The sequence below is a fragment of the Mesorhizobium sp. B1-1-5 genome, assembly GCF_006443065.1.
Lineage (GTDB): Bacteria > Pseudomonadota > Alphaproteobacteria > Rhizobiales > Rhizobiaceae > Mesorhizobium.
Map to the genome: position 1 here is coordinate 1 of NZ_VFWS01000101.1, position 18986 is coordinate 18986.

General features: G+C 64.4%; 14 protein-coding genes. 3 read left to right on the top strand and 11 right to left on the bottom strand.

Annotated elements, in window-relative coordinates; translation table 11 throughout:
• Positions 1-422: 422 nt before the first annotated feature.
• From otsB to FJ980_RS23290, 4 genes are all read right to left on the bottom strand, one after another.
• Complete coding sequence (otsB, locus tag FJ980_RS23275) at positions 423-1205, bottom strand: trehalose-phosphatase (RefSeq protein WP_140546083.1); 783 nt, start codon at positions 1203-1205, stop codon at positions 423-425.
• Positions 1202-2992, bottom strand: a complete 1791-nt coding sequence (locus tag FJ980_RS23280) for a trehalose-6-phosphate synthase (protein WP_140546084.1) — start codon at positions 2990-2992, stop codon at positions 1202-1204. The genes otsB and FJ980_RS23280 overlap by 4 nt, the downstream gene beginning before the upstream one ends.
• Before the next feature lie 148 nt (positions 2993-3140).
• Positions 3141-5303 (bottom strand): amylo-alpha-1,6-glucosidase, encoded by a 2163-nt coding sequence (locus FJ980_RS23285; RefSeq protein ID WP_140546085.1) that lies wholly within the window; start codon positions 5301-5303, stop codon positions 3141-3143.
• A 153-nt stretch (positions 5304-5456) separates the two neighbouring features.
• Positions 5457-6515, bottom strand: coding sequence for a glycosyltransferase family 4 protein (locus FJ980_RS23290; RefSeq protein ID WP_140546086.1), 1059 nt, complete (start codon positions 6513-6515; stop codon positions 5457-5459).
• 223 nt (positions 6516-6738) lie between these two features.
• Between FJ980_RS23290 and FJ980_RS23295 the strand changes: the two genes are divergently transcribed.
• Complete coding sequence (locus FJ980_RS23295; protein ID WP_140546087.1) at positions 6739-7944, top strand: ROK family transcriptional regulator; 1206 nt, start codon at positions 6739-6741, stop codon at positions 7942-7944.
• Between the two features lie 23 nt (positions 7945-7967).
• Here FJ980_RS23295 and FJ980_RS23300 read toward each other — a convergent pair whose 3' ends face one another.
• From FJ980_RS23300 to FJ980_RS23310, 3 genes are all read right to left on the bottom strand, one after another.
• Positions 7968-9260, bottom strand: a complete 1293-nt coding sequence (locus FJ980_RS23300; RefSeq protein ID WP_246676522.1) for a sorbosone dehydrogenase family protein — start codon at positions 9258-9260, stop codon at positions 7968-7970.
• Between the two features lie 40 nt (positions 9261-9300).
• Positions 9301-9753: a DUF2231 domain-containing protein gene (locus FJ980_RS23305; protein ID WP_140546089.1), complete on the bottom strand. Its 453-nt coding sequence runs from the start codon at positions 9751-9753 to the stop codon at positions 9301-9303.
• Positions 9754-9893: 140 nt separating this feature from the next.
• A complete protein-coding gene (locus FJ980_RS23310) occupies positions 9894-11270 on the bottom strand; it encodes an aspartate aminotransferase family protein (protein ID WP_140546090.1) in 1377 nt (458 codons plus the stop codon).
• 195 nt (positions 11271-11465) lie between these two features.
• Between FJ980_RS23310 and FJ980_RS23315 the strand changes: the two genes are divergently transcribed.
• A complete protein-coding gene (locus FJ980_RS23315) occupies positions 11466-12623 on the top strand; it encodes an NAD(P)/FAD-dependent oxidoreductase (protein ID WP_140546091.1) in 1158 nt (385 codons plus the stop codon).
• On the opposite strand, the gene fghA is transcribed toward FJ980_RS23315, so the two are convergent.
• On the bottom strand, positions 12580-13413 hold the full coding sequence (fghA, locus tag FJ980_RS23320; protein WP_140546096.1) for an S-formylglutathione hydrolase: 834 nt from the start codon (positions 13411-13413) through the stop codon (positions 12580-12582). The genes FJ980_RS23315 and fghA overlap by 44 nt on opposite strands.
• 283 nt (positions 13414-13696) lie before the next feature.
• Between fghA and FJ980_RS23325 the strand changes: the two genes are divergently transcribed.
• Positions 13697-15193, top strand: a complete 1497-nt coding sequence (locus FJ980_RS23325) for an aldehyde dehydrogenase family protein (protein ID WP_140546092.1) — start codon at positions 13697-13699, stop codon at positions 15191-15193.
• 3 nt (positions 15194-15196) lie between these two features.
• Here FJ980_RS23325 and FJ980_RS23330 read toward each other — a convergent pair whose 3' ends face one another.
• The 3 genes from FJ980_RS23330 to FJ980_RS23340 form a co-directional block, all read right to left on the bottom strand.
• Complete coding sequence (locus FJ980_RS23330; protein WP_140546093.1) at positions 15197-16267, bottom strand: maleylacetate reductase; 1071 nt, start codon at positions 16265-16267, stop codon at positions 15197-15199.
• Positions 16268-16538: 271 nt separating this feature from the next.
• Positions 16539-17531 carry a cell division protein FtsZ gene (gene ftsZ / locus FJ980_RS23335; protein WP_140546094.1) on the bottom strand — a complete coding sequence of 331 codons (993 nt, stop codon included), beginning with the start codon at positions 17529-17531 and terminating at the stop codon, positions 16539-16541.
• Positions 17532-17752: 221 nt separating this feature from the next.
• Positions 17753-18793 (bottom strand): proline racemase family protein, encoded by a 1041-nt coding sequence (locus FJ980_RS23340; protein WP_140546095.1) that lies wholly within the window; start codon positions 18791-18793, stop codon positions 17753-17755.
• Positions 18794-18986 lie beyond the last annotated feature (193 nt).

An 18986-nucleotide genomic window follows, 5' to 3' on the forward strand; every position in this document is an offset into this window, starting at 1 on the left:
AGACCATAGAATCCATGCCGCGACTTGGAAGCGCCGCCACGGTGCAGAATTCTGCTCCGTTGCACGCCTCGGCGAAGGTAACGGCATGGATTCCAGGGTCTTCGCGACGGAGCTTCGCTCCTTGCTTCGCCATAGAATGACGAGGTTGGGGCGGCTTCAACCAATCCCCGGCGTTTGCGCTGATTGCACGGAAATGAATGGAAAATCTTGCACCAACGGCAACCTTTCAAAATCCCTGTGTCGGGGAACTAGTTTCGAATAAGCCAAAGCGCGCGGCGCGCGATTTGCCAGGCCGTCCCCCACATGTCGCCGGGCCGCCGCGGAAGCGCGGCTGAACACGCTCAAGCTGACAGGTGCGGCAACGCGGCAGCGCGAGCTTGGACTGAGCGGCTTGAGCCGGGCGGATTTCCTGCCCGACAGGCCTAAGCGACGAGATCGCTCCTTGGCGTTTGCATGGCCGGCCCTCCGAAATTGGCCTCGAGCCAGGCAATGGCGCTCGCAACATCCTCGATGGCGAAGCGCGCGGTGGTCTCGCCCTGCGGCTTGACGCGGATCGAAATTCCCCCGGCGGCATTGACCATTTCGAAGCCGTTCTCGTCGGACGTGTCGTCGCCAAGGAACACAGGACGCCTGCCGCTGAACGGACCAGTCTGCATGAAGCGCCGGATCGCGGCGCCCTTGGCTGCTTCGAGCGGCATCAACTCGACGCCGGCATTGCCGGCGATGACACGGTAACCTTTCGGCAGGCGCTCAAGCGCTGCCTCGACCAGTTCCGTCGCCCGCGCCAGAAGCTGGGGTGCTGCTCTCGTGTGGATGGCGAGCACAGGTCCCTTGCGCTCGACATAGACGGCCTTGCTTGCCAGCTCCAGCTCGATCTCGTCGGCGAGCGCCGCCATGTCCGCCGGCTCGTCGGCGGCCTCGATCCGGCCATCCGGCGCAAGCCTGTGCTCCAACCCATAGAGGCCGGCGATCCTGAGCTTCAAGGGATTGAACAGATGGTCCACGGCCGCGATCGAGCGGCCGGTGATGAAGGCGAGCGCCCCGTCCAGCCGCCGTTCGATCGTCTGCAGCAATTGCCGCAACTCGGCGCTGACCGACACGCTGTCGGGATGCGCCGCGTGCTCCAGCAAGGTGCCGTCGATGTCGAGGAAAAGCGCCCACCGGCCTTCGGGAAGCGGCGGGGTAAGGTCTGCCTGACTATTCATCGGAATCCGACTGCCTGTTTGCGTTCGAACATGGAAACGACGTTGTCGCCGGTGGGGCCCGAAGGCCGATCGTATAAAGCCGTGACCCGGTCGAGGTCGCCGCGCTTCCTGAGCCGCGCCGCGTCGAGGAGCATGCTGCCGGCCCAGCGATAGACGTTGTTGTCGCGCACGATGTCGCGCATGCGCCGCATGCGCTCGTGCTGCTCGTCCGGCCCCATGGTCATCGCCTGCAGCATCGCCTCGCTCATCATCGCCGCGTCGTACGGATTGACGATCAGCGCCTCCAGCAATTCGCGCGAGGCGCCCGCGAAGGTGCTGAGCAGCAGCACGCCCCGCTCGTCGTCGCGTGACGCCACGAACTCCTTGGCGACGAGATTCATGCCGTCATGGAGGCTGGTGACGAGGCAGATGTCGGCGGCGCGATAAAGCTCATAGACCGCGGCTTGCGAATGGTGCTCGGCCACCATGACGACCGGCTGATAGGATTTGCTGCCGTAGCGCTGGTTGAGCTCGTCGGCATAGCGCAGGCATTCGTCGTGAAGCTGCTTGTAGGCAGGCAGCGTGCCCCGGCTTGGTGCGGCGATCTGCAGGAATACGACGTTGCCGATCGTTTCTGGATGACGGATGAACAGTTCCTCAAGCGCATGGAAGCGATCGAGGATGCCTTTGGTGTAGTCGAGGCGTTCGACGCCGACGCAAAGCTTGGCGCCAGCTGGAATTCTGAACCGCTTGCGCACGCGCGCCCGGCACTCCTCGACACTCGGAAGCGTCTTCAGCAGCTCGACCGGCCATTCGATCGAGATCGGGTAGGAATGCACGAGCGTCACCTGGCCGCCATAGGAAATGGCCGCGTCGGCTCGCTCGATCCGGCTTTCCATGAAACGGTCGACGCTTTCGGTGAAGTTGTTGGCGTGGAACTGGGTGTGGAAGCCCACGATCGAACTGCCGAGCAGGCCGTCGAGGATGCGCTCGCGCCATGGACAGATGCTGAACACTTCCGAGTTCGGCCATGGTATGTGCCAGAAGGTGATGACGATCGCCTCCGGCAGGCGCTCGCGGATCATGCGCGGCAGAAGCGCGAAGTGGTAGTCCTGGACCAGCACGATCGGCCGCTCGTTTCGCGCCTCGGCAACCACCGTCTCGGCGAATTTGCGGTTGACGGCCTCATAGGCCTCCCAGTCGGATTCGCGGAAGATCGGACGCGTGAACGCGATATGGCAGAGCGGCCACAGGCCCTCATTGGCGAAGCCAAGATAATAGCCCTGATATTCGTCGTCGCTCAGCCAGACGCGGCGCAGCGTGTAGGAAGGATTGCCGGGCGGCACTTGCACGCGGTCGTTCCTGTCGACCACCGTCCGATCGGCAGTGCCGCCGCCATAGGCGATCCAGGTGCCGGCGCAAGCGCGCGTGATCGGTTCCAGCGCCGAGACCAGCCCGCTCGCCGGCACGACAAGCTCGACGTTGCCGTCCCTGGTTTCGTTGTGGATATAAGGCTCGCGATTGGAGACGATGATGACCTGCGCATCCGGTAACTCGTCCGCGAGGATCTTGCGCAACGTCTCCGGCGACCATGTAACCAGCGCCGCGTCGACCGACTGCCCGTTCTTCTCGAATTCGCGCAGCACCTTGCGCGCGGCCTCTGTGGCGAAGTCGTCGCCGGAGCCTGCCATAGCCGGTACCCTCGGGTGATTGCGACGGTACCGGGATATCGAAATGAAAATCGCGAATGCGGAAAGTCCAATGCTTGCGAGAATAAGGACCAGTAACAGAACGCTATATTGTGTCATTGAAATGCCAGGCTGCCTCCGGCTGTCCGCTCATTGTTTTCGTTCTTGCCGGCTGCGGACGGCAGACCGGTCCACCTGTGCAACGCACAAGCCGGCCATGGGTTCCGACATTTTTCGATTGTTGAACGCGGGCTTGCGACGCCTTCTTCTAAGTCCGCACGATAAGCGGCACCTGGCCTTCATGACGATCGGAAAGGAAGGCGGCGACACGGTCGCCGACCCGCTGGAAGGTCACATCGACGACCTTGTCCCCGACACTCAGATGCCTGAGCATCAGGGTGTCGATACCGATCGGCAGCCTCGGGCGCGTGACATGCAGTTCGCCTTTCCAGCCATCGATTTCCAGGCCCAGACAGGCCTGCATCAGCATGAAGGTAGAGCCTGCCGACCAGGCTTGCGGCAGGCAGGCTACTGGATAGGCGATCGGCGCTTCGCCCGGCGCCCGGGCGAAACCGCAGAACAATTCAGGCAGCCGCATATTGAAATGCACGGCCGATTCGAAAGTACCGCTCATCAGCCGCACCACGCTGTCGCGCTCGCCGTAGCGCGCGAGGCCCACGCCACAAAGCGCGGTATCGTGCGGCCAGATCGAGCCGTTGTGGTAGGACATCGGGTTGAAGAACACCGCATCGTCGGCGAGCGTCCGCAGTCCCCAGCCGGAATGGAAGGCGGCCGACAGCAGCTGCTCGGCGACCAGCTTGGCGCGGTCGGGCTGCGGCAGCCCGACGAAGAGCAGGTGCCCGGCATTTGTTGTTCGAACCTTGCAGGGCTGGCCCTCGCCATCTATGGCCAAAGCATAGAAATTCAGGTCGTCCAGCCAGAAATCGCGTTCCACCGCGACCCGCATTTCCTCGGCGCGGTTTTCCCAGTGCTCGGCATCCGCGAATTCGCCGCGGCGGCGCGCGAGTGCCGCCAGGCCGCGGAAGGCGGCAAAGACATAGCCTTGCACCTCGACCAGCGCGATCGGCCCCTTGGGGATGCGGCCGTCGGCGTGGAAGACCGAATCGAAGCTGTCCTTCCACCCCTGGTTGGCGAGGCCGGACTCGGCGGCACGCTGGTAGGTGACGAAGCCGGTGGCGCGGCTCGCCTCCTCCGTCCATTCGGCGGCGGCCTTCAGCGAGGGCCAAAGCTTGTCGATGAAGGCCATGTCGCCGGTGCGGTCGGCATAGGCGGAAGCCAGATGGATATAGAGCGGCGTGGTGTCGACGCCTCCGTAATAGCGGCCGAAAGGAAGCTCGCGCAGCGCCGCCATCTCGCCCTTGCGCGTCTCATGCATGATCTTGCCGGGCTGCGAATCCGAAAAGGGCGACGTTTCGGTCGCCTGGTGCTCGGCCAGAAAAGCAAGCACCCCGCGCGCCAGTCCAGGATTGAGCCAAAGCATCTGCAGGCTCGAGATCACGCCGTCGCGGCCGAACGCGGTCGAGAACCACGGGATGCCGGCATAGGGATAAGGTCCGGTCGAAAGCTCGGTGGTGAGCAGCGCGACATCGGCGCGGGCGCGCTCGACCCAATCGTTGAACACGCGCCCCGAGCTGTGCACCGTGGCGCCGTGCCTGCGCTTGGCGCGCATGCCGAACCGCGCGCGCGCCGCCGCGGCGCGGAAGCGGTCGCGATCGGGCGGGTCGGCGATCGCGGGGCCAACCTCGACATAAAGCACCTTTCGACTGCGCTTGGTCACGGCGATGAGGAAATCGGCGCGATTGTCGCTCAACTGGTCTGGCGCCTGCGAAAAGGAGATTGCCGAAAGTCGCGGCAAGCCGTCCAGGCCATCATAGCCGAGCAGGACCGTGGTCTTGTCGGTCTTGGCGATATGCGTGGTGCCCCGCTTCACCCGGGTCGAGCCGCGCACCTCGAACATGTCGCGAAAGTCGGCGGCGAAATGCAGCGACGCGGTTATGGTGGAATGCTCGCGGCTGTAGTTGGAGAGCGTGATGCGCTCGAACAGCCTGTCCTGCCAGATCAGCCTGACGCGCTCGATATGGATCGCGCCCTGCGGCATATCGCGGCCGGCAGCGCTTTGAATAGGCAGGTTGGTCAGGTTGGACGTGAACAGCACATTGTCCTGGCTGAGCGATGCACCGAGCAGCGACATCGGCCTGCCGCCGATGGTCAGCCGGAATTCGGACAGCACGCGCGTGTCGTCGCGGAAGAACCCGTCGCCCGAACCCCTGATGTCGCCATAGGCGTCGGCGACGGCGAAGCAGTCGCCCTGCTTGAGGGCAAAAAGCCGGTGCGGTTCTCGCGGCGCCGTCTCGTCAAGCGAGGAAAGGGCCACGGCAGGATCGAGCTTGCGCTCGTCGAGCTCCGTCATTCGTCACCTCTTCGGTTGCCCCACCCTAGAGCATGATGCCGAAAAGTGTGAAGCGGTTTTCGGACGACATCATGCTCTATCTCTTTGATTTAGTGCCGGATTCAGATTTCAGGTCGAACAGACCTGAAATCATCCGGCTCTAGGCAGTCAAGGTCAGGAGGCCCTGGCCTCCGGCATGCCGGTCAAACGCATATAGGCAGAAAGGTAGTCGCGCGCCATTCTTGTCGCCGAGAACCTTTTCTCGAAGACCGCCCTCACCTGCTGCCGGTCGAGTTCGAGAAGCGCGGGCATCGATGCGACCGCATCGTCGACATTGTCCACGACGAAGCCGGTGACGCCATTGTCGACGATCTCCGGCAGGGCGCCGTTGTTCCAGGCGATCACCGGTGTGCCGCAGGCCATGGCCTCGATCGCGACGAGGCCGAACGGTTCGGGCCAGTCGATCGGGAACAGCAGGCCTGCCGCGTTGCCCAGGAATTCGGCCTTCTCGTCTTCCGTGATCTCGCCGACATAGTCGATGCGGTCGCCATCGATGAGCGCCTCGATGTTGTCGTGGAAATAGGCGCGATCGTCGTCGCCGATCTTGGCCGCCAGCTTCAGCTTCAACCCGGACCGACGCGCGATCTCGATGGCGCGGTCCGGCCGCTTGTCGCGCGACAGGCGGCCGAGGAAAGCGAGATACGGCTCTTCCCCATGTGGTTCATAGGTCGGCTGGTAGGCATCGAGCGGCAATCCGTGATGGATCGTGGCCAGCCAGTTCGCATCCGGCAAACCGCGCTTCTGGCTGTGCGAGATCGAGATCATCGGGAAACGCGGGAAGCGTTTGTAGGCCGGCGCCAGGTCGACATAGTCGAGCCGGCCATGCGGCGTCGTCACCGTGCGACCTGCGATCTGCTCGAAGAACGGAAAATGCAGGAAATGGCTGAGGTGGAAATGAATGACGTCGAATTCGCCGGCGCGTTCGCGCACATCGGCGAGCATCGCCAGATGCGCGGCGATTTCCGATTTCTTTGGCCGCGGGTCGAGGCGTATCGCCTGGTCGCGGCCTGGCACCAGTCGCGCCGATGTCTCGCTGTCACCGCTCGCGAACAGCGTGACGTCATGCCCGAGCTCGACGAGTGCTTGGGTGATATAGAAGACGATCCGCTCCGTGCCGCCGTAAAGTTTCGGCGGCACGGATTCATAAAGCGGCGCTACATGGGCTATGCGCATCTGGTCCCTCAGCTGTTGACGCGAGGCAAAATGCGTCAGCCGCGAGATCGTTCCTGCCCAATTGGTCGCTGGTCCGGTCGATATCCGCTCGACCGGGCAAGATAGGCCGCACAGCTTTCAACCTCGCCGCTCTCTCCGGGCTCGATGCCGGGGCGGCAAGTAACTAAATCAACTTGATTTTCTAAAGCGGCATTCTAGGGTTGCCGTGGCTGGTAACTATCTCATGATCCCCAAGAAAGCCATCTCCGGCACCAATCTCGAGCAGGCGAAATCGCACAACCGGCGTGTGGTGATCGAAGCGATCCGCATCAACGGCGCGCTGTCGCGGGCGGCGATCGCGAGGCTGACGGCGCTGTCGTCGCAGACCATTTCCAACATCGTCGAGGAATTGGAAGCGGCCGGGCTGCTGCAGCCTGAAGCAACGCTGAAGGGCGCGCGCGGCCAACCCGCCGTCCCCTACTCGATCAACCCCGATGGCGGTTATTCGGTCGGCCTGCAGCTCGACCACCAGATGGCCGTCGGCGTCGTGACCGATCTCTCCGGCACCGTGCGTGCGCGCATCGAGAGAGATGTCGACCGACCGACTCCCACGCAGGCCATGCCGCTGCTAGCCGCGATCTCGAGCGACCTGATCGCAACGAGCCGGCTGAACCGCACGAGACTGCTCGGCATAGGGATGGCGATGCCCGGGCCGTTCGGCGTCGAAGGCATGACTTCGGTCGGGCCGACCGCCCTTCCCGGCTGGCAGGATTTTCCGGTGGCCGAAGAACTGGAGCGCCTGACCGGCATCGCCGTTATCGTCGAGAACGACGCCACAGCGGCGGCAGTGGGCGAGCGGCTTTATGGCGTTGCCCGCAAGCTCGACAGCTTCGTCTACCTCTTCATCGGAACAGGCCTCGGCGCCGGCCTCTTCCTCGACGGCCATCTCTACAAGGGCAGCCGCCACAATGCCGGCGAGATCGGCCACATCATCGTGCGGCCGGGCGGCCTGCCCTGCGACTGCGGCAAGCGCGGCTGCCTGGAGCGCTACGTCTCGCTGCGCGCCGCTTATGACAGGCTCGACCTGCCGGACCCCGATCATGCCTCACCCGACCTGCTGGAAGAGCTTTTGGCAAGCGGCGACAGCCGCTTCGAAGCATGGCTCGCCGAGGCGGTCGAGCCATTGCGGCAGGCGATCGACGTCCTTGAAATGGCGCTCGACCCCGAGACCGTCGTGCTCGGCGGCTTCATGCCGCTGCCGGTGATCGAGGCACTGGCCGGCCGGCTGGAACCGCTCCATCTCTCGGTGAGCTCGACCAGCGCCCGTACCACGCCGCGCGTCGTGGTCGGCGCCGCGGGAAAGGACACATCCGTCCTCGGCGCCGCGGCCCTGCCGATCTTCTCGGAAACCAACCCGCAATTCGACGTGCTGCAGAAGCCGGTCGGCTGATACGCTGGCGTTGAGCCAGGTTCCTACGAGGAACCGGGTGCCGCAGCGGTCACCCGCCACACCGTGTTGCCGACATCGTCGGCGATCAGCAGCGCGCCGGACTTATCGACGGCAACACCGACCGGACGGCCCCTCGCCTCGCCCTTGTCGTTGAGGAAGCCGGTGACGACATCCTGCGCCATGCCGTCGGGATGCCCGCCGCTGAACGGCACGAAGACCACCTTGTAGCCGTTGAAGCGGGAGCGGTTCCAGCTGCCATGCTCGCCGACAAAGGCGCCGCCGCGATAGGATTGCGGCAGGTTGTTCGCGGTATAGAAGGCAAGCCCGAGCGGCGCGACATGCGAGCTCAGCGCGTAGTCCGGCGGGATGGCCTTCGCCACCATGTCCGGCCGCTGCGGCATGACGCGCGGATCGACATGCTGGCCATAGTAGCTGTAGGGCCAGCCATAGAAGGCGCCGTCCTTCACCGAGGTCATGTAGTCCGGCACCAGGTTCGGCCCGAGCTCGTCGCGCTCGTTGACCACCGTCCAAAGCGCCTTGCTTTCAGGTTCGAACGTCAGACCGTTGGGATTGCGCAGCCCGCTGGCGAAAATGCGCGAGCGGCCGGTGGCGCGGTCGACTTCCCAGATCGCAGCGCGGTCCTTCTCGGCCTGGATGCCGTTCTCGGTGATGTTGGAATTCGAGCCTATGCCGACATAGAGCAGCGAACCGTCTGGGCTCGCCACCAGGCTCTTCGTCCAGTGGTGATCGATCGGCCCGCCCGGCAGTTCCGTCAGCACCTTACCCGGCGCCGTGATCTTGGTGTCGCCCGGCTGATAGGGGTAGCGCATGATGGCATCGGTGTTGGCGACATAGAAGTCGTTGCCGACCAGCGCCACGCCGAAGGGCGCGTTGAGATGGTCGAGGAATACGCCCTGGTAATCCGGCTTGCCGTCGCCATTGGTGTCGCGCAAGATCGTGATGCGGTTGCTCGGGCCGGTGTCGCCGCCGGAGGTGACCCAGCTTTCGACCAAACCCATGACGATGTCCTTCGGCCGCTTGACCGACGCTTCTTTCGGCGCCTTGGACTCCACCACCAGGATGTCGCCATTGGGCAGCATGTAAAGCGAACGCGGATGCTGAAGCCCCTTGGCCATCGCCTCGATCTGCAGGCCTTGCGCGACCGTCGGCTTTTCATTGTTCTTCCAGCCGACCACCGAGGCCAGATGCATCGGCGGGAAAAGGTACTGGTTTATCTCCGGCAGTTTCGGATTCGGGCCGATCTGTGCGCTCGGGTCGGTGTTGTCGTCGCTGCAGCCGGCAACGCCCAGGGCCATTGCGCAGCAAAGCGCCGCGGTCGTCCATTTGATTACGCTGTCAAGTCGCCTCATCGGCCACTCCTACATGATGGCGATAGACCAGAGCCCAACCGAGCCAGCCGGTGAAGATCAGGATGATCACCACCAGCGCCGACAAGATCAGCCCGGTCGGCACGACGGATGTCCAGGCGTCGCGCGTGTGGACGAGCATGTTGAAGAAGGACAGCACGAGCACGACGGCGTTACCCCCCATGTGCAGCCATGCAGTCGGCTGAGCGCGTATCCTGCGGTCTCCAAGAAAGTCGGTAAGCCCTGCAATGGCGGCCAAGATGGCGACAATGACACCCACGGTCAGGAGCCAGGCCGAGAAATTGGCCCAGGTCATTTCCGCTGTCCGCCAGTAGGCGATATCGGTGAGCAAGGTCCCGACGAAACAGGCGATCGGGATGGTGACAAGCATGGGATGTATGGGATGGCCGGCAATGCTTGCCGTGGATTGCGGATTTTCCATGCGGAAGCTCCTTTCCGCGCTGCAGCTTTGATGTAACAGCGCAAAAAGGCGAATGTTCCGCCGGAATTTCTCGCGCTCACCGGAAGGTGAACGTCCGATTGTCAGCCCAGGCTACTGCCGGCCAAGCCCTCGCGGCCTCGTCAACTCCGCGGATGGACCTGCGGTATCGCCTCGTCGAGCGAGCGCTCGAACGCATCGACCAAGGCGTCGACCTGCGCCTCGGTGATGATCAACGGCGGACAGAAGGCGATCGCGTCGCCCATATTGCGCGAGATGACGCCGTTCCGCTGCAGCAAGCCGTTGACCAGCGCGCCGAGCGCTGCCGGCTTACCCCAGGGCGCCTTGGTTGCCTTGTCGGCGACGAGCTCCACGGCGGCGATGAGACCGACGCCGCGCACCTCGCCCACCAGCGGATGCGAGGCGAGTTGGCTGAGTCGCGCCTGCAGATGCGCGCCGACCTTGCGCGCATTGCCGACCAGGTCGCGCTCCTCGATCAGCTTGATGTTCTCCAGCGCCACGGCGGCTGCGACCGGATGACCGCCGCCGGTGAAGCCGTGGCCGAAGGTGCCGATGCGGTCGCTCTCGTCGGCGATCGGCTCGAACACACGATCGTTGATCAGCAGCGCCGAGATCGGCAGGTACGATGACGAAATCTGCTTCGACAGCACCATGATGTCGGGCTTGATGCCGAAGGTGTGCGAACCGAACATCTCGCCGGTGCGGCCGAAGCCGCAGATCACCTCGTCGGCCACCAGCAGGAGGTCGTATTTCGACAGCACCGCCTGGATCTTTTCCCAATAGCCGGCAGGCGGAACGACGACGCCGCCGGCGCCCATGATCGGCTCGCCGATGAAGGCCGCGATCGTTTCGGGTCCCTCGGCAAGGATGAGCTTTTCCAGCTCGTCGGCGAGCCGTGCGGAGAACTGCTCCTCGCTCTCGCCGGACTCCGCGTCGCGCCAGTGATGCGGCGTCGACGTATGCAGGATATTGGCGATCGGCAGGTCGAAGGAGAGATGGTTGTTGGGCAGGCCGGTCAGGCTCGCCGAGGCGATGGTGACGCCATGATAGCCGCGCTTGCGGCTGATGATCTTCTTGCGCGCCGGCTGTCCAAGCGCGTTCGATCGATACCAGATCATCTTGATCGCGGTGTCGTTGGCCTCCGAGCCGGAATTGGTGAAATAGGCCTTGCTCATCGGCACCGGCGCCATCTGCACCAGCTTCTCCGCGAGATCGATCAGCGGCGAATGCGCCTTGGAGCCGAAGTCGTGGTAGAAGGGCAGCTTCGACATCTGTCTTGTCGCCGCTTCGACCAGCCGCTTTTCCGAAAAACCGACGGCGACGCTCCACAGGCCCGCCATCGCCTCGATGTAACGGTTGCCGGCAATGTCCTCGACATAGATGCCGTCGCCCTTTTCGATGATCAGCGGGCCGGTTTCCTGATGCCTGCGGGCGTTGGTATAACCATGCATGTGATAGCGGATGTCGCGGGCTTCAGGCGAATTCGGTGTTGCGTCCATCGTGGTGGCTCCTGTGTGCAGGCGTCAAAGCGGAAATAGGACCACATCTCTGATCGAGAAGTCCGAAGATTCCGCCTTGCATTGTGGCGGTTGATGCCTCATCGCGCTGGATGATCGCAAGAGCCGCGACGTCGGGATCGATAGCGCCAACACGCCTCGGCCTGTCTCGGCAATGGGCGCAGCAGGGATCAGGACATGGAACAGGTCGATTGCATCATCGCGGGCGCCGGCGTGATCGGTCTGGCGATCGCGCGCAAATTGGCGGCGCTTGGTCTCGAAACCCTGATCGTCGAAGCGGCGGACGCCATCGGCACCGAAACAAGCTCGCGCAATTCCGAAGTCATCCACGCCGGCATCTATTACCCGCAGGGCTCACTGAAAGCCCGGCTCTGCGTGGCGGGACGCGATATGCTCTATCGCTACTGCGCCGAGCATTCGGTCCCGCACCGCCGCTCGGGTAAGCTGATTGTTGCGACCGACGAGACGCAGGAACCGGTGCTGGCCGCCATTCGCGCCAATGCCGACGCCTGCGGTGTCGATGACCTGCGCTTCCTGACCGCCGAAGAGGCACAAGCGCTGGAGCCGGCGCTGCATTGCACCGCAGCACTACTCTCGCCATCGACCGGCATTGTCGACAGCCACGGGCTGATGCTCGCTCTGCTCGGCGATGCCGAGGAGAGCGGCGCAATGCTGTCGCTCAACACCCGCATCGTTTCCGGCCGCGTCGAGGCCGACCGCATCGTGTTGCGGACGATGGATTGCGCGAGCGGCGCAGAGTTCGAGATCGCCGCACCGCGCTTCATCAACGCGGCCGGTCTCGGCGCGGTCACGATTGCCGGCTCGATCGAAGGCTTCGGCCGGCAATTCCTGCCGGCGCTTCGCTACGCCAAAGGCAATTATTTCTCGATTGCCGGGCGCGCGCCGTTCTCACATCTTGTCTATCCCGTGCCCGAGCCCGGCGGGCTCGGCGTCCATCTGACCCTCGACCTTGCAGGCATCGCCCGTTTCGGGCCTGATGTCGAGTGGACGGACACGATCGACTATCGCGTCGATCCGGCACGCGGCGAGCGCTTCTATGGCGAGATCCTCAAATACTGGCCCGATCTGGCCGACGACAGCCTGCAGGCAGCCTATAGCGGCATCCGGCCGAAACTGTCAGGGCCGGGCGACGCCAACGGCGACTTCGTGATCCAGGGTGCCGCGACGCATGGCATCGAAGGCCTGGTCAACCTCTTCGGCATCGAAAGTCCCGGCCTGACTTCCAGCCTGGCGATCGCCGACCATGTGGCGCGCGTCTTGATGCCTGAAATCACCCGAGGCGACGGGCATGCCATTTCAGGTGATCGTCCATGAAGGTCGAGATGAAGTTGTAGGAATGGTCGTAGCCTTCCTGCATGCGCAGGGTGAGGTCGATCCCTGCCTTCTTGCAGGACTCTTCGAGCAGCCATGGGCGCAGGCCATCCTGCAGGAAGCCGTCAGCGGTGCCCTGGTCGACGAGGAATTCCGGATATCGCTTGCCGTCCTCGATCAGCAGCGTCGCATCATAGGCGCGCCAGTTCCTTTCGTCCGATCCGAGATATTTTTCGAAGGCCGGCCGCGACCAGCCGGCCGTCGACGGCTGCACGATCGGCGCGAAGGCCGAGCAGCTCCGGTAGCGCTCGGGATTCTTGAGCGCGATCGTCAGCGCGCCGTGTCCGCCCATCGAATGGCCGAAGATGGCCTGGCGTGACATGTCGACCGGAAAATTGGCGGCAACGAGCGCCGGCAATTCCTCGGCGATATAGGAATACATCCGGTAGTTCTTCGCATAAGGCTCTTGCGTCGCGTCGAGATAGAAGCCGGCGCCGCAGCCGAACTGCCAATTGTCCTTTTCGTCCGGAACGTCGGGTCCGCGCGGGCTGGTGTCGGGACATACGACGACCAGCCCGAGCTCGCACGCCATCCGCCGGTACTCGCCCTTGTCCATGACATTTGCGTGCGTGCAGGTAAGGCCGGACAGATACCACAGGACCGGGAGCCGCCCGTCCTTGGCCTGCGGCGGCACGAAGACCGCAAAGGTCATGTCGCAGGCACAGACTTCGGAAGCGTGCGAATAGACGCCCTGGATTCCGCCATGCGATTTGGAGATGGAAACGACCTTCATCAGCTCTGCCTCTTGCGGGGGAAATCTCAATCCGGCATAGCCGCCGGTCGGAGCCTGCGCAACCGTACGCTTGGCAAAACTGTCGAGGCGATGGAACAGGCCGGCGCCGGTCAGCCTGCCGGAACGAACACTGCCTGTGCCGCCAGGAGCCGCCCGTCGATGCATCGCCGAGAGGAAGACGCGCGTTGCGCGTCCGATCATCCGAACGTCCTTTTGGCTTTCCTTGTTTGAGGTCGCCGGCCGCGGGAGTAATAGTCGCGTCGGAATTCATGAGGAGGAGAAAATGACGCTGAACTTCGACCCAAGGGCGAAGGCCGCGACGCTCTACCGTGGCGAATTCCGGCCGATGTTCATCGGCGGCAAGTGGGTCGCGGCGCAATCCGGCCAGCAGATGCAGGCGCTGAACCCGGCGACGGGCGAAGTGCTGGCCACCGTGCCGCGCGGCGGAGCAGCGGATATCGACGCTGCGGTGGCCGCGGCGCGAGCGGCCTTCGAGGGCCCATGGTCGAAATTCTCGCCTTACGAACGGCAATGCGTGCTTCTGCGGATCGCCGACCTCTTCGAGAAGCATTGGGAAGAGCTCAGCGTCTCCGACACGCTCGACATGGGGTTGCCGATCACCCGCACGCTGGCCAACCGGCGCCGGGTCATCGGCATGCTGCGCTTCTATGGCGGCATGGCGACCGCGCTGCATGGCGAGACGATCGACAATTCCATCCCCGGCGAGATCGTCACCTTCACCCGGCGCGAGCCGGTCGGCGTCGTCGGCGCGATCATTCCCTGGAATGCGCCCACCGCCGCCTCGATCTGGAAGATCGCGCCGGCTCTGGCTACCGGCTGCACCATCGTGCTGAAACCGTCGGAGGATGCCTCGCTGACGCCGCTCTTGATCGCGCGGCTGATGCAGGAGGCCGGCGTCCCCGACGGCGTCGTCAACATCGTCACCGGGACCGGCGCCGAGGCCGGCGCGCGGCTTGCAGAGCACCCGGACGTCAACAAGATCGTCTTCACCGGCTCGACGCTGACCGGCCAGGCGATCGCCCGCGCCGGCGTCGCCAACCTCAAGCGCGTCTCGCTGGAGCTCGGCGGCAAATCGCCGATCATCGTCTGCCGCGACGCCGATATCGACAAGGCCGTGCCGGTCGCGGCGATGGCGGTGTTCGTGCATTCCGGTCAGATCTGCATCGCCGGCTCGCGCCTGTTCGTGGCGCGCGAGATCCATGACGAGTTCGTGCGCCGGGTCGCCGAGTTCGCCGGCAAGCTGCGCATCGGCCACGGCATCGAGGCGGAGACGGAAATCGGGCCGCTGATCAATGCAAAGCAGGCCGGCAAGGTGGAAGGCTACATCAAGGCGGGCAGCGACGAAGGTGCCCGGCTGGTCGCCGGCGGCTCAAGGCTGACGGGCGAGATCTATGACGGCGGCAACTTCATCGCGCCGACCGTCTTCGGCGCGGTGTCGGACAAGATGACGATCGCGCGGGAAGAGATTTTCGGGCCGGTCATCTCGGCGATGCCCTTCGATACGCTGGATGAGGTTGTCGCGCGCGCCAACGCGACGCCTTACGGCCTCGCGGCCGGCATCTTCACCACCAGTCTCGGTACCGCGCACAAGCTCGCGCGTCGCGTCAAGGCCGGCTCGGTCTGGGTCAACATGTATCACGCCATCGATCCGGCCGTGCCGTTCGGCGGCATGAAGATGTCCGGCTACGGCCGCGAAGGCGGCGTCGAGCACCTGCACGAATATCTGGAAACGAAAGCGATTTGGATCCAGACCGACTGATATTCAGGCGCGGCCGGCCTGCGGCGGCTCGCCGGCATAGGCGCGCGCGATGAGAGCCCGGATCGGTTCGCGCTCCAGCGCCCGCGGGTTCCAGTAGGGATTGGCCAGCGCGCGGTCCGTGGCGATGTCGATCCCGTCGGGCGGCATGCCTATCTCGGACAGGGCGCGCCTGGCGCCGATCCGGCCGGCGATATCGTAGAGAGCCATGGCAGGATCGTCCGTCTTCAGCACGGCCCGCAGGGTTTCCATGACGGCCGGAACCGCGGGCGCGTTATAGGCCAGCGCATGCGGCAGCACGATCGTATGGGTCTCCGCATGCGGCAGGTCGAAACTGCCGCCGAGCGTGTGGCAGAGCCTGTGGTGCAGCGCCATGCCGACCGAGCCGAGGCAGATGCCGCAGAGCCAGGCGCCGTAAAGCGCCTCGGAGCGCGCGTCGCGGTCATGCGGGCTCCCGGCTATGACCGGCAAGGCGCTCACCAGCGCGCCGATGGCCTCAACGGCCATCAGGTTTATCAGCGGGTTGCTTTCCCTGGCATAGAGCGCCTCGACCGCATGGGCGATGGCGTTCATGCCGCTCGTTCCCGACAACGCGGCAGGAAGCGTCATCGTCAGGTCGACATCGTAGATCACCACTTCCGGCAGCACCTTCGGGCTCGATTGGGTGACCTTCACGCCATCCTTCGTCTCGCCGAGGATCGGCGTCATTTCCGATCCGGCATAGGTCGTCGGCATCACGATCTGCGGCAGGTCAGTGCGCAAGGCGATCGCCTTGGCGAGGCCCGTCGTGGAGCCGCCGCCGACCGCAACCAGCCCGTCGGCCTGGAGCTCCGCCACGACCCGCAGCGCGTCCTCGGTCACCGACACCGCCGTATGCATCGTCGCCTTGGCGTAGACCCCGGCAGCGGTACCGCCCAGCGATCCGGCAAGACTCCGGGCATCGGCCTCGCGCGGCGGCGTTGCCAGCACAAGCACGCGTTTCAGCCCGAGCCGGTCGATCTCTTCCGGCAGCCGGGCAATGGTGCCCAATCCGAAGACGACGCGTGCCGGCTGGCCGTTATAGACGAAGCTTTTCATCGAGCCTCTCCTCCGTCAGCCGCAATTCTCGACACGCAGCAGGAAGGGATTGATGCCGACGCTTTGCCAGACATTGGCGGCATTGAACGGATCGGTCAATTAGTGTCCAATATGAATAAACACTAGCCGGATGCCGTCGTGACGACGAAGAGGCGCGCAAATGCGCTGACCGACAGCGTGCGCGGTCCGGGATTGTTCGCGGCCGGAAGCGGATATCGACCGATTGCGTCGTGCCCTCGGGAACAAGCGCAGCCGCGAGATCGCCGTGGTCTCAGGCGATCCGCTGCTCGAACTGTGCGATGTCCGCGCTCTTGCGCAGACCGGTCGCGACGACGGACACGCGGAACTTTCCCGCCAGTGCGTGGTCGAAGATGGCGCCGACGATGATGTCGGCATCGGCGTCGACTTCTTCCCTTATCCGTGTCGCGGCTTCATCGACCTCGAACAGCGTCATGTCCATGCCGCCGCAGATCGATACGAGCAGGCCCCTGGCGCCGGACATGGAGGCTTCATCGAGCAGCGGATTGGCGATCGCCGCTTCGGCCGCGATCTTGGCGCGCCCCTCCCCGGAGGCCTCGCCGGTTCCCATCATCGCCCGGCCCATGTCGCGCATCACCGACTTCACGTCGGCGAAATCGAGATTGATCAGGCCTTCCTTGACGATCAGGTCCGTGATGCAGCCGACACCCGCGTAGAGAACGCGGTCCGCCATGGCGAAGGCGTCGGCGAAGGTGGTCCTGGCGTCGGCGACCCTGAAGAGGTTCTGGTTTGGAATGACGATCACGGTGTCGGCGCTCCCGCGCAGCCGCTCTATGCCTTCCTCGGCCGCCTGGGTCCTGCGCTTGCCTTCGAACACGAAAGGCTTGGTGACCACGGCCACCGTCAAGATGCCGGCATCGCGCGCGGCACGCGCAATCACGGGCGCCGCACCGGTCCCCGTGCCGCCACCCATGCCGGCGGTGATGAAGCACATATGCGTTCCCGCCAGGTGATCCATGATCTCGTCGATGGATTCCTCCGCGGCGGCACTGCCGACCTGGGGCAGCGATCCTGCGCCGAGGCCCTCGGTCACGTGCGCGCCCAGCTGGATCAGCCGCGACGACTTCGACATGGTGAGCGCCTGCGCGTCGGTGTTGGCGACGACGAACTCGACGCCCTGCAGCCCTTCGGCGATCATGTTGTTGACGGCGTTTCCGCCGGCGCCGCCGACCCCGACAACGGTGATCTTGGGCCTCATCTCCAGGATTTCCGGCTTGGCGGTCATTTTCTCATCTTTCTACCGAGGTACCCGCTGCTCCGCCGCACGATCATGCGGAACCGGAACAACGAGCACACGAATCAGGCGATCCCCACCAACCGCAGGGAATCAGAGCAGGCGCCTCCCTGCAAGGTCCGCTGACATTCTGCACGCGCAAACGCCCCGGCCAGGAGCTGGAAAGCGTCTGGACGCTCGGATGATCCGAGCCGGCGTCGCTGCAGGAAATTCTATTGCGTCACCGAAGTGGAGGTGCCCCAGGTGTCCGACAGCACGTAGCCTTGCGGATAGGGATCCGTCGGATCGAGGTAATAATTGTGCTCTCCTGTGATCCAGGCCCTGCCCGTTATCTGCGGCACGATCGCCTTGCGCCCGGCGACTTCGGTGAGTTCGAGGATCTTGCCGGTGAAGCGCGAGCCGATGATCGATTCATGGATCAGCACCTCGCCTTCTTTCATCTGGCCCCGCGCCTGCAGCACCGCCATGCGCGCCGAGGTGCCGGTTCCCGTCGGGCTGCGGTCCGAGCGTCCTGGCGAGACGATGCAGGTGTTGCGTGTGACGTTGCCCGGCCCTTGGAACGGCATCGCGAACTGCACGATGGACACGCCGCGCACATTGTCGAACTGCGGATGCACCACATCGAGCTGCTCGCGCGCCGCGCGGCGGACTTTCTCGCCGACCACGGCCAAGTCGCGGGCCTCGTCGGGCGTGACCGAGAAGCCGAGCGCGGGCGCATCGACAATCGCGTAGAACATGCCGCCATAGGCGATATCGGCCTTGATCGTGCCGAGCCCTTCCACCTCGATATCGGCATCGAGGCGCTCGGCGAAGGCTGGCGCGTTGCGGAAGGTGATCGACAGGCATTTGCCGGCGCTGCATTCGGCGCGCACCTCGATGACGCCGCCGGGCATATCGAGCTTGAAGCGCGTCTCCGGCTCCTGCATCGGCACCATGCCGGTCTCGAGCAGCACCGTGGCGACGCAGATCGTGTTGGAGCCGGACATCGGCGGATATTCGGTTGGTTCCATAATGATGGCGCCCGCGGCGCAATCCTCCCGTGTCGAGGGCAGCAGCAGATTGACATGACGGGCAACGCTGCCGCGCGGCTCGCAGATCAGCATGCGCCTTATATGGTCGTGATCGCGTTCCATCGTGATCATCTTTTCCATCATCGTGCGGCCTGCGGGCGGCAGCACGCCTCCAATGATGACATCGCCGATCTCGCCCTCGGCGTGGCAGCCGACGACGCGGATGCTGGTTCTGGTGCGCATTGCTTTCTCCCCGTCCGCCGCGAGCTATCGGCCTATTTCATGTTCCGGCGGATCGACGCCGCAACCCCGACCTGACACGCGCGCTTGAGCCTGCTTGCCAATGGCGGCCCGAAGGATACCCAACGCCCCTTGGCGGCGCCATTATGTCCTTATGGGTTCCAGGGCCGGGCGCGAAGGCGCCACCATCGGGAAG